Source organism: Streptomyces sp. NPDC111520 (genome assembly GCF_055635295.1).
In genome coordinates this window covers 370,932-382,714 of record NZ_JBVKBW010000005.1, presented here as the reverse complement: position 1 = coordinate 382,714, position 11,783 = coordinate 370,932, and the positions used below count along the sequence as shown (strand labels likewise).

Annotated in this window: 8 protein-coding genes; all 8 read left to right on the top strand. The window is 67.6% G+C overall.

What is annotated here, in order from left to right; genetic code table 11:
• Positions 1-419: 419 nt before the first annotated feature.
• The 8 genes from acnA to ACZ7MY_RS13970 all read left to right on the top strand — a co-directional run bounded on the left by acnA (position 420) and on the right by ACZ7MY_RS13970 (position 11,726).
• Positions 420-3,134: an aconitate hydratase AcnA gene (gene acnA / locus ACZ7MY_RS14005; RefSeq protein WP_499601749.1), complete on the top strand. Its 2,715-nt coding sequence runs from the start codon at positions 420-422 to the stop codon at positions 3,132-3,134.
• Between the two features lie 266 nt (positions 3,135-3,400).
• A complete protein-coding gene (gene ngcE, locus ACZ7MY_RS14000; RefSeq protein WP_499602003.1) occupies positions 3,401-4,795 on the top strand; it encodes an N-acetylglucosamine/diacetylchitobiose ABC transporter substrate-binding protein in 1,395 nt (464 codons plus the stop codon).
• 102 nt (positions 4,796-4,897) lie between these two features.
• On the top strand, positions 4,898-5,830 hold the full coding sequence (locus ACZ7MY_RS13995; protein ID WP_499601747.1) for a carbohydrate ABC transporter permease: 933 nt from the start codon (positions 4,898-4,900) through the stop codon (positions 5,828-5,830).
• 16 nt (positions 5,831-5,846) lie between these two features.
• On the top strand, positions 5,847-6,782 hold the full coding sequence (locus ACZ7MY_RS13990) for a carbohydrate ABC transporter permease (protein WP_499601745.1): 936 nt from the start codon (positions 5,847-5,849) through the stop codon (positions 6,780-6,782).
• Positions 6,783-7,008: 226 nt separating this feature from the next.
• Positions 7,009-8,205 carry an ROK family transcriptional regulator gene (locus tag ACZ7MY_RS13985; RefSeq protein WP_499601743.1) on the top strand — a complete coding sequence of 399 codons (1,197 nt, stop codon included), beginning with the start codon at positions 7,009-7,011 and terminating at the stop codon, positions 8,203-8,205.
• A 146-nt stretch (positions 8,206-8,351) separates the two neighbouring features.
• Positions 8,352-9,455 carry a sugar ABC transporter substrate-binding protein gene (locus ACZ7MY_RS13980; RefSeq protein WP_499601741.1) on the top strand — a complete coding sequence of 368 codons (1,104 nt, stop codon included), beginning with the start codon at positions 8,352-8,354 and terminating at the stop codon, positions 9,453-9,455.
• A 187-nt stretch (positions 9,456-9,642) separates the two neighbouring features.
• A complete protein-coding gene (locus ACZ7MY_RS13975; RefSeq protein ID WP_037733039.1) occupies positions 9,643-10,431 on the top strand; it encodes an ATP-binding cassette domain-containing protein in 789 nt (262 codons plus the stop codon).
• Positions 10,428-11,726 carry a sugar ABC transporter permease gene (locus ACZ7MY_RS13970; RefSeq protein WP_499601739.1) on the top strand — a complete coding sequence of 433 codons (1,299 nt, stop codon included), beginning with the start codon at positions 10,428-10,430 and terminating at the stop codon, positions 11,724-11,726. The genes ACZ7MY_RS13975 and ACZ7MY_RS13970 overlap by 4 nt, the downstream gene beginning before the upstream one ends.
• Positions 11,727-11,783: the final 57 nt, after the last annotated feature.

Below are 11,783 nucleotides of genomic sequence, written 5' to 3'. Positions count from 1 at the left end.
CTCCGCCCGGCCGTCCGGCCCCCGGCCCGTGCTCTCCACCCCCGGCGGAATGCCCGGGGGGCGAAGAGCACGGGCCTCACGCGTTCCTCATGGGGTGGACATCGCTCCGCCCCGTGCCGGTCCTCGCCCCGGTGCAGGCTTCAGCCGCTCTCACGGCTCGGCGCCGGCCCAGGGCCCTGCGGCCGGCGGCGTGGCACGCCCGTCCCGGCGGGGAGGGCGTGATGCCGCACACAGGCGGCCCAGCGCATGACCCGGCAGCGGTGATGTATTAGAGTTATCTCGACATCGAGATATCTGCCAAGGCGCACCGCTGCCGCCAGTGGTAAGGCTCGCCTTACTTAGCCTTACCTTAGCGGATCGGCCAGGGGTCGAAGCGGCAGCATTGCGGTGGTACGCGCAAAGTTACGAAGGAGACTGTCGTGTCGGCGAACAGCTTCGACGCCCGCAGCACCCTGCAGGTGGGCGACGAGTCGTACGAGATCTTCCGGCTGGACAAGGTCGAAGGCGCCGCGCGCCTCCCTTACAGCCTGAAGGTGCTGCTGGAGAACCTGCTCCGCACCGAGGACGGCGCGAACATCACCGCCGACCACATCCGCGCGCTCGGCGGCTGGGACTCCCAGGCCCAGCCGAGCCAGGAGATCCAGTTCACGCCGGCCCGTGTGATCATGCAGGACTTCACCGGTGTGCCGTGCGTGGTCGACCTCGCCACCATGCGCGAGGCCGTCAAGGAACTGGGCGGCGACCCGTCCCGCATCAACCCGCTGGCCCCGGCCGAGCTGGTCATCGACCACTCCGTGATCGCCGACAAGTTCGGCACCCCGGACTCCTTCGCGCAGAACGTGGAGCTGGAGTACGGCCGCAACAAGGAGCGCTACCAGTTCCTGCGCTGGGGCCAGACCGCGTTCGACGAGTTCAAGGTCGTCCCGCCGGGCACCGGCATCGTCCACCAGGTCAACATCGAGCACCTGGCCCGCACGGTGATGGTCCGGAACGGCCAGGCGTACCCCGACACCCTCGTCGGCACCGACTCGCACACCACCATGGTCAACGGTCTCGGCGTCCTGGGCTGGGGCGTCGGCGGCATCGAGGCCGAGGCCGCGATGCTCGGCCAGCCGGTCTCCATGCTGATCCCGCGCGTCGTGGGCTTCAAGCTGACCGGCGAGCTCCCCGCCGGCACCACCGCGACCGACCTCGTGCTGACCATCACCGAGATGCTGCGCAAGCACGGTGTCGTCGGCAAGTTCGTCGAGTTCTACGGCGAGGGCGTCGCGGCCACCTCGCTCGCCAACCGCGCCACCATCGGCAACATGTCGCCGGAGTTCGGTTCCACCGCGGCGATCTTCCCGATCGATGCGGAGACCATTAACTACCTGAAGCTGACCGGCCGTTCGGAGCAGCAGCTCGCGCTCGTCGAGGCGTACGCCAAGGAGCAGGGCCTGTGGCTGGACCCGGCCGCCGAGCCGGACTTCTCCGAGAAGCTGGAGCTCGACCTCTCCACGGTCGTCCCCTCCATCGCCGGCCCGAAGCGCCCGCAGGACCGCATCGTCCTCGCCAACGCCGCCGAGCAGTTCAAGAGCGACGTGCGCAACTACGTGGACGACGCCGACGAGGCGGGCAAGGAGTCCTTCCCGGCCTCCGACGCCCCGGCCGCCACCAACGGCGTCCCGACCCGCCCGACCGTGGTCACCGCCCCCGACGGCTCGACCTACGAGATCGACCACGGCGCCGTCACCGTCGCCGCGATCACCTCCTGCACCAACACCTCGAACCCGTACGTGATGGTCGCCGCCGCGCTGGTGGCCAAGAAGGCGGTCGAGAAGGGCCTGAGCCGCAAGCCGTGGGTGAAGACCACCCTCGCCCCGGGCTCCAAGGTCGTCATGGACTACTACGACCGCGCGGGCCTCACCCCGTACCTCGACAAGATGGGCTTCAACCTCGTCGGGTACGGCTGCACCACCTGCATCGGCAACTCCGGCCCGCTGCCGGACGAGGTCTCCAAGGCCGTCAACGACCACGACCTGGCGGTCACTTCGGTCCTGTCGGGCAACCGCAACTTCGAGGGCCGGATCAACCCGGACGTCAAGATGAACTACCTGGCGTCCCCGCCGCTGGTCGTCGCGTACGCCATCGCCGGCTCGATGAAGGTGGACATCACCCGGGACGCCATCGGCACCGACACCGAAGGCAAGCCGGTCTACCTCCAGGACATCTGGCCCTCCGAGCAGGAGGTCAACGAGGTCGTCGCCTCCGCGATCGGCCAGGACATGTTCAGCACCTCCTACCAGGACGTCTTCGCCGGCGACGCCCAGTGGCAGTCGCTGCCGATCCCGACCGGCAACACCTTCGAGTGGGACCCGCAGTCCACCTACGTCCGCAAGCCCCCGTACTTCGAGGGCATGGCCATGGAGCCGGCCCCGGTCACCGACATCGCCGGTGCCCGCGTGCTGGCCAAGCTGGGCGACTCGGTCACCACCGACCACATCTCCCCGGCGGGCGCGATCAAGGCCGACACCCCGGCCGGCACGTACCTCACCGAGCACGGTGTGGAGCGCCGGGACTTCAACTCCTACGGCTCCCGCCGCGGCAACCACGAGGTCATGATCCGCGGTACGTTCGCCAACATCCGCCTGCGCAACCAGATCGCGCCGGGCACCGAGGGCGGCTTCACCCGCGACTTCACGCAGGAGGGCGGCCCGGTCTCGTTCATCTACGACGCGTCGCAGAACTACCAGGCCGCCGGTACCCCGCTGGTCGTCCTGGCGGGCAAGGAGTACGGCTCCGGCTCGTCCCGCGACTGGGCCGCGAAGGGCACCGCGCTGCTGGGCGTCAAGGCGGTCATCGCCGAGTCGTACGAGCGCATCCACCGCTCGAACCTGATCGGCATGGGCGTGCTGCCGCTGCAGTTCCCCGAGGGCGCCTCGGCGGACTCCCTGGGCCTGACCGGTGAGGAGACCTTCTCGTTCTCCGGCGTCACCGAGCTCAACGACGGCACCACCCCGCGCACCGTCAAGGTGACGACCGACACCGGCGTCGAGTTCGACGCCGTGGTCCGCATCGACACCCCCGGTGAGGCGGACTACTACCGCAACGGCGGCATCATGCAGTACGTCCTGCGCTCCCTGATCCGCAAGTAAGGATCACGGCCGCCGGGCACGACGAACGGGCCCGCACCCCTGCCGGGGGTGCGGGCCCGTTCGCGTTACCGGCAGGTCTCAACTAGGGAAAGCTGTCCGTCAAAAGCGCGCATGACCTTGCCCACCTCGCGGGAAGTGGACTATACCTGTCGGCGTCCAGGAGGCCCGCTGAACGCGGGCTTGCGCGGGGGGAACGACGGGTGCGTGGCCCGTGCACAGATTCAACTCCGCACCGCATGGGTCCTGGGGAAGGTGAGGACTTGAGCATGAGATCCGACGTCAACCGGCGCGATCTGATCAAGCGGGCTGCAGCTGTGGGCCTGTTGGCCGCTCCCGCCGCGGGTCTGCTGAGTGCCTGTGCGTCCAGCGGCAGCGGCAACGACAAGGGCACGGCGAAGGGCGAGAAGTCCAAGGACAACCCGTTCGGTGTGGCCAACGACGCCCCTCTGGACGTCGTGATCTTCAAGGGCGGCTACGGCGACGCGTACGCCATCGAGTTCGAGAAGATCTACAAGAAGAGGTTCTCCGGGTCGAAGGTCAGCCACCTCGGCACCCAGGAGATCACCGGCAAGCTCCAGCCCCGCTTCAACGCCGGCAACCCGCCGGACGTCGTCGACGACTCCGGTGCCCAGCAGATCAAGCTGGACGTGCTCTACAAGAGCGGCCAGCTCACCGACCTCACCCCGCTGCTCGACGCGCCCTACATCGACGACCCGAGCAAGAAGATCAGGGACGTCCTGCAGCCCGGCACCGTCGAGATCGGCAGCTTCGACGACGGCAAGATGTACCAGCTCTCCTACATCTACACCGTGTGGGGCCTGTGGTACTCCGGCAAGCTCTTCAAGGAGAAGGGCTGGACCGCGCCGAAGACCTGGGCCGACTTCATGTCCCTCTCCGAGGAGATCAAGAAGTCGGGCATGGCCCCCTTCTGCCACCAGGGCAAGTACCCGTACTACATCAACATCGTGGTCATGGACCTGATCGCCAAGCACGGCGGTGCCGAGCTGGTGAAGCGGATCGACAGCCTCGACCCGACCGTGTGGGACGAGGACGCCGCCAAGGTGGCCGTCGAGTCGGTCTACCAGATCGCCGACAAGGGCTACCTGCTCCCCGGCACCAACGGCATGACCCACATCGAGTCCCAGACCGCCTGGAACGAGGGCAAGGCCGCCTTCATCCCCTGCGGTTCGTGGCTGGAGAACGAGCAGCTGAAGGCCACCCCCTCGGACTTCGAGATGACCTTCCTGCCGATCCCCTCGCTGGACGGCGACAAGCTGCCCTTCGAGTCGATCCGGGCCGGCGCCGGTGAGCCCTTCATCGTCCCGAAGAAGGCCAAGAACCAGGCCGGCGGCCTGGAGTTCCTGCGGATCATGCTCACCAAGGAAGCGTCGAGCAAGTTCGCCCAGACGGCCAACTCGCTGACCGTGCTCAAGGACGGCGTCGGCTCCGACGTCCAGCTGCGCCCGGGCACCAAGTCCACCGTCACGGCGCTCGCGGCGGCCGGCAGCAACGTCTTCAACTACAACTACATCAACACGCAGAGCGCCTTCGACACGGACGTGCAGAACGCCAGCGCCGAGTTGATGGCCAAGCGCATCAAGCCCGCCGACTGGCTCAAGCGGGTCAAGGCGGCGGCCGAGAAGGCCAAGAAGGGCTCTTAGTTCAGACCGGCCCTTGCGCACCGGGGCCCCGGTGCCCCCTGATGGTCCGGGGGGCGTTCGGGGCCCCGGTGCGACGGTCTACCCGATGGCAGGAGCAGCGCCATGCGTTACCGCAAGTACCCGTTCATCGCGGGATTCCTCTTCCTTCCGGTCGTGCTCTACGTCGTCTTCGTGATCTGGCCGTACCTCCAGACGTTCGGGTATTCCCTGACGGACTGGTCCGGGCAGTCCCAGGAGATGAACTTCGTCGGCCTGGAGAACTACACGAAGCTCTTCGGGGACCACGTATTCCTGCAGGCGCTCCAGCACAACGTGCTGCTGCTGGTGTTCCTGCCGGTGATCACGATCCTGCTGGCGCTCTTCTTCGCCTTCATGCTCAACGTGGGTGGCCGCGGCGGCACCACGGGCGTCCGGGGAGTACGCGGATCGGCCTTCTACAAGGTCGTCTTCTTCTTCCCCCAGGTGCTTTCCGTCGCCATTCTCGTGGTGCTCTTCCAGGCGGTGTACCGCAGTGACGGAAGCGGCCTCCTGAACGGCGTCCTGATCAAACTGCACCTCCAGGACCCGAACGCCCCGGTCGAATGGCTGAACAGCCCCAACCTGGTGATGTGGTGCCTGCTCGGCGTGCAGATCTGGGCCGGTGTCGGTTTCTACCTGGTGCTCTTCTCGGCGGCCATGCAGTCCGTTCCGAAGGACATCTACGAGGCCGCGCTGCTGGACGGCGCGGGCCGCCTGCAGACCTTCTTCAAGGTGACGCTCCCGCTGCTGTGGGACAGCGTGCAGACGGCGTGGGTGTACCTCGCGATCGCCGCGATGGACTTCTTCGTACTGGCCTCGGTCCTCACCCCGGGATCGAATTTCGGCGGCGGTCCCGACTACCACGGTGAGGTCATGGCGACCTACCTGATGCGCAACTTCCTCACCTTCGGGAAGAGCGGCTACGCCTGCGCCATGGGCGTCGTCATCCTCTTCCTCACCCTGATCCTTTCCGCCATCGCGCTGCGGGTCTCCCGCCGCGACCGCATCGAGTACTGAGCGGGGAGCGCATCCCATGGCCACTCCCATCAAGCAGCCGACCCCGGTCCCGGTCTTCAAGGGCCGGCCCACCGTCATCGGCAGCAAGAAGACGGACCGGGAACGTTCCGCCGACGGCGGCACGACCCTCAACGTGTTCTCCCACGGATTCCTGGTCCTGTGGGGCGTGATGATCGTCCTGCCGCTGGCGTGGATCGTCCTCGGCTCCTTCAAGAACAACACGGAGATCGGCGCGAGCGCCTGGTCCTGGCCCTCGCAGTGGTCGTTCGACGCGTTCTCCCGGGCCTGGGAGAAGGGCATCGGCGACTTCTTCGTGAACACCGTGATCGTGCTGGTGTTCTCGGTGCCGCTGACCATGCTGCTGGGCTCGATGACGGCGTACGTGCTGGCGCGCTACGAGTTCCCCGGCAACCGGATCATCTTCTACCTGTTCGTCGGCGGGGCGATGTTCCCGGTGTACCTCGCCCTGGTGCCGCTGTTCTTCATGGTCAGCAACCTGGGCATGCTCAACACCTACCAGGGCCTGATCCTGGTCTACGTCGCCTATTCGCTGCCCTTCACCGTCTTCTTCATGCATTCCTTCTTCAGGACCCTGCCCACGGCGGTGCACGAGGCGGCCATGATCGACGGCTGCTCCCATTCCCGGGCCTTCTTCCAGGTCATGCTCCCGATGGCGAAGCCGGGCCTGATCAGCGTGGGCATATTCAACGTGCTGGGGCAGTGGAACCAGTACATCCTGCCGATGACCCTCATGCAGCAGCAGTCCAGCAGCGACCCGGACCGCTCGATGCTGGCCCAGGGCCTGGTCAACCTGGCGCAGCAGCAGGGGTACTCCGGTGACTACCCGGCGCTCTTCGCGGGCATGACCATCGCGATGCTGCCGGTGCTCGTGGTCTACCTCTCCTTCCAGCGGCAGGTGCAGGCGGGTCTGACGGCCGGCACCTTGAAGTAACGGGAAGGTCACTCCACGTCTCCGTCGTCCGGTCGTCCGGACGACGGAGCGGAAGCGGTCCCGCCGTATGCGGGGCCGCTTCTGGATTTTTAGGGCATACCGCCAGCGGTCTGGTTCTGCCCCTTGACGGGAAGCGAGCCTAAAGGCTTGCTTAGAGTTCACATGTTGTAGACGACGGGGTCTCATCGGCGTGGCTCCCGTCCGGTTCGGCAGGAGTGGAATGGTCGTGGAGACTCCGGGATCCCAGTCGTCGCTGCACCGGGCCAACCTCGAGCGGGTGGTCCGGGCCGTACGCCTCGCGGGTTCGCTGACGCAGGCGGAGATCGCCCGTACGACGGGGCTGTCCGCCGCGACGGTCTCCAACATCGTCCGCGAGTTGCGCGACAACGGGACCGTACAGGTCACCCCCACCTCCTCGGGAGGGCGCAGGGCCCGCGCGGTGGCGCTGTCGGGCGACGCGGGCGTCGTCGTCGGCGTCGACTTCGGGCACTCCCACCTGCGGGTCGCGGTCGGCAACCTGGCCCACCAGGTGCTCGCCGAGCAGTCCGAGCCGATCGACGTGGACGCCTCGGCCTCCGAGGGCTTCGACCGGGCCGAGCAGCTGGTCGCGCGGCTGATCGAGTCCAGCGGCATCGACGCCGACAAGGTGATCGGCGTCGGCCTCGGCGTCCCGGGCCCGATCGACGTGGAGACCGGCGCGCTGGGGTCCACCGCCATCCTGCCGGGGTGGGGCGGCATCAACCCGCGCCAGGAACTCGCCGAGCGGCTGCGCATGCCGGTCCAGGTGGACAACGACGCCAACCTCGGCGCCCTCGGCGAGCTGGTCTGGGGCGGCGGCCGCGGCGTGAAGGACCTGGCGTACATCAAGGTGGCCAGCGGCGTGGGCGCCGGGCTGGTGATCGACGGCCGCATCTACCGCGGCCCCGGCGGCACCGCCGGCGAGATCGGCCACATCACGCTGGACGAGTCCGGTCCGGTCTGCCGCTGCGGCAACCGCGGTTGCCTGGAGACCTTCACCGCCGCCCGGTACGTGCTGGACCTGCTGCGTGGCAGCCACGGCCCCGACCTCACCCTGGCGCGCATGGTGCAGCTGGGCCGCGAGGGCGACCCGGGCTGCCGCCGGGTCATCGCGGACGTCGGCCGGCACATCGGCATGGGCGTCGCCAGCCTCGCCAACCTCTTGAACCCGAGCCGCGTGGTGCTCGGCGGTGACCTCGCGGAGGCGGGGGAGCTGGTCCTGGCGCCGATAAGGGAGTCCGTGGCGCGGTACGCGATCCCCAGCGCCGCCCGCCGCCTCTCGGTCGTAGCGGGGGGCCTGGGGGCCCGCGCGGAGGTGCTGGGCGCGCTGGCGCTGGCCCTCAGCGAGGTAGGGGATTCGTCCCTTTTGGATGCTAATGTTCCGGCAGCGGTTGCTGTGCCGTAGAGATCACTCTGCGTTCATCTAGATAACGAAACGCACCGTTGCCATCTCGTTAAGTATTTACTTCTTGACGTCAAGGCTGTAGCCGAGTTGACTCACGCTCACCTCGGCCGCAGTCTCTTGCGGCCCTGTCAGGGAGGCAACCCCACATGAACGCAATGATGCGTCGCGTCGTGATCGGCACCGCGGCCGTCTCCATGGCCCTTTCCGTTGCTGCGTGCGGCAAGGCCGGCGACGACAAGGCGGACGGCGGCAGCAGCAGCACCGGCAGCAAGAGCAAGACCATCGGTCTGCTGCTTCCCGACAGCGTCACCGCGCGTTACGACAAGTTCGACAAGCCGCTGTTCGAGGCGAAGGTCAAGGAGCTGTGCGCCGACTGCGACGTACAGTACGCGAACGCCGCGGGTGACTCCGGCAAGCAGGCCCAGCAGGTCTCCACCATGATCACCAAGGGTGTCAAGGTGATCGTGATCAGCGCGCAGGACGCCGCTGCCATCAAGACCTCGGTCCAGTCCGCCGTCGACAAGGGCATCAAGGTCATCGCCTACGACCGCCTCGCCCAGGGTCCGGTCTCCGCGTACGTCTCCTTCGACAACGAGAAGGTCGGCGAGCTGCAGGGCCAGGCGCTCCTCGACTCGCTCGGCGCCAAGGCCAAGCCGTCGGCGAACGTCGTCATGATCAACGGTGACGACGCCGACCCGAACGCCGCGATGTTCAAGGCGGGCGCCCACAAGGTGCTCGACGGCAAGGTCAAGATCGCCTACGAGCAGAGCGGTCTGTGGAAGGACACCGTCGCCAACCAGAAGATGACGGCGGCCATCACGCAGCTCAAGGCCAAGAACATCGCGGGCGTCTACGCCGCCAACGACGGCATGGCCGGCGGCATCGCCACCGCCCTCAAGGGCGCCGGCATCAGCGGCATCCCGCTGACCGGTCAGGACGCCGAACTCGCGGGCATCCAGCGGATCATCGCGGGCACGCAGTCCAGCACGGTCTACAAGGCGTTCAAGCCCGAGGCCGACGCCGCCGCCCAGCTCGCGGTCAACCTGATCGAGGGCAAGGACATCGCGTCCCTGGCCACGACCTCGCTGACCAGCGGCTCCGGTGACAAGGTCCCGTCGCAGCTGCTGACCCCGGTCTCCGTGACCAAGGCCAACGTCAACGACACGGTCATCGCGGACAAGCTGTACTCCGTCGCCGAGATCTGCACGGCCGAGTTCGCCGACGCCTGCAAGGCCGCCGGCATCCAGTAACACGGCAGGTCCTCCCTCCGGAGGCCGCCACGCGAACCTGTCCGGTGCCCGCCCCGTCCAACAGACCCCGCTGACGGGGCGGGCGCCGGACAGACAGTTCGCTTCCGTTCATGTAAAGCTGTGCAGTTTGCACAAAACTCCGCGCCCCTCCAAGCGCGGCATCCCCGCCGGTCAGGCGGCGAAGGAGATGGTTCACGTGTCCGCTACGCCCGTGCTGGCGTTGCGCGGAGTCTCCAAGCGATTCGGTGCAGTCCAGGCACTCACCGATGTCGACCTGGAGGTCCACGCCGGTGAGGTCGTCGCGCTCGTCGGCGACAACGGCGCAGGTAAGTCGACCCTGGTCAAGACGATCGCGGGTGTCCACCCCATCGATGAAGGCGTCATCGAGTGGGAGGGCAAGCCGGTCAGCATCAACAAGCCGCACGACGCCCAGGGCTTCGGAATCGCGACGGTCTACCAGGACCTCGCGCTCTGCGACAACCTCGACGTCGTCGCCAACCTCTACCTCGGCCGCGAGATCAAGCGTGCCAGCGTGATCGACGAGGTCACCATGGAGGCGCGGTCCAGGGAGCTGCTGAGCACCCTGTCGATCCGCATCCCCAGCGTGCGCATCCCGATCGCCAGCCTCTCGGGTGGTCAGCGACAGGTCGTGGCCATCGCGCGCGCCCTGATCGGCGACCCCAAGCTGGTCATCCTCGACGAGCCGACCGCCGCCCTCGGCGTGGAGCAGACGGCCCAGGTGCTCGACCTGGTGGAGCGGCTGCGTCAGCGCGGCCTCGCCGTCATCCTCATCAGCCACAACATGGTGGACGTCAAGGCCGTCGCCGACAAGGTGGCGGTACTGCGGCTCGGTCGGAACAACGGCGTGTTCGACGTCAAGAGCACGTCCCAGGAAGAAATCATCTCCGCGATCACGGGCGCCACGGACAACGCCGTGACCCGCCGTCAGGCGCGGCGCACGGAGGATGCAAAGTGAGCGACACGTCGAAGACCGTAAAGCAGGACGCGGCGGCAGCGGTCGAGGACGCGTCCTCGGCTGCGGTGCCCGTGGTCGACCCGCGTCTGCTCGTCCGTGAAGAGGGCTTCAAGGGCTACATCACGGAGTTCAAGCGCAAGGTGCGCGGCGGTGAGCTCGGCTCGCTGCCGGTCATCATCGGCCTGATCATCATCTGGACCGTCTTCCAGACCCAGTCCAGCAACTTCCTGACCGCCGGCAACCTGGCCAACATCGGCTTCTTCCTGGCGGCCACCGGCATGCTCGCCGTCGGCCTGGTCTTCGTGCTGCTGCTCGGCGAGATCGACCTGTCGGTGGGCTCGGTCAGCGGTCTGGCGTCCTCGCTCTTCGCGATCCTGGCGACCACCCACGGGATGAACCCGTGGCTCGCCCTGATCCTGACGATCCTGACCGGCATCCTCATCGGTGCCCTGCACGGCTGGTTCTTCGCGAAGATCGGCGTCCCCGCGTTCGTCGTCACCCTCGCCGGCTTCCTCGGCTGGAACGGCCTGATGCTGCAGCTGCTCGGCGACAGCGGAAGCCTCTCCATCCAGGACACGGGCCCGCTGCACATCCTGGGCCAGCAGTCCTTCTTCCTCGACCAGGACATCGCCGGCGCCTACCTGCTGGCGGGCCTCGGCACGGTGGCCATGCTCGCCGGATCGCTCATCGAGCAGCGCCGCCGTCGCGCGGCCGGCGTCCCGTTCCGGCCCACCAGCGAGATCGCGCTCCGCGTCGGCGCCCTCGCGGTGGTCTCGTTCGTCGTCGCCTACGTGCTGAACCAGGCGAGCGGTGTCCCCAACGCGCTGGTCATCTTCCTGGCGGCCCTGGTCATCACCGACTTCGTGCTCCGCCGCACCTCCTACGGCCGCAAGATCTTCGCGGTCGGCGGTGGCATCGAGGCGGCCCGCCGGGCCGGCATCAACGTCGCCATGATCCGCATCTCCGTGTTCGCCATCTCCGGTGCGTTCGCGGCGATCGGCGGTCTGTTCTTCGCCGCCCAGACCTACACCGCCTCGCTCGGCGCGGGTGGCGGCAACTACCTGATGCTGGCCATCGCGGCCGCGGTCATCGGCGGCACCAGCCTCTTCGGCGGCCGCGGCACCGTCTGGTCCGCCCTGCTCGGCATGCTGGTCATCCAGTCCATCCAGACCGGCCTGGACCTGCTCAACATGAACACCGCACTGCAGTACATGATCACCGCCGCGGTGCTCCTCGCCGCCGTGGTCATCGACTCGGTGTCCCGCAAGAGCCAGAAGGCCGCCGGCCGCGGCTGACGGTTCTCATCGCACCAGTGGCGTGACGTGCCCGGCGCAGGGAAGATCATCCCAGCG

Bases quoted from the DNA above. Each gene is read 5' to 3' on its own strand.
- ACZ7MY_RS13990 (WP_499601745.1), top strand. From the start codon at position 5,847: ATGGCCACTCCCATCAAGCAGCCGACCCCGGTCCCGGTCTTCAAGGGC.
- ngcE (WP_499602003.1), top strand. From the start codon at position 3,401: ATGAGATCCGACGTCAACCGGCGCGATCTGATCAAGCGGGCTGCAGCT.
- ACZ7MY_RS13975 (WP_037733039.1), top strand. From the start codon at position 9,643: ATGGTTCACGTGTCCGCTACGCCCGTGCTGGCGTTGCGCGGAGTCTCC.
- ACZ7MY_RS13980 (WP_499601741.1), top strand. From the start codon at position 8,352: ATGAACGCAATGATGCGTCGCGTCGTGATCGGCACCGCGGCCGTCTCC.
- ACZ7MY_RS13995 (WP_499601747.1), top strand. From the start codon at position 4,898: ATGCGTTACCGCAAGTACCCGTTCATCGCGGGATTCCTCTTCCTTCCG.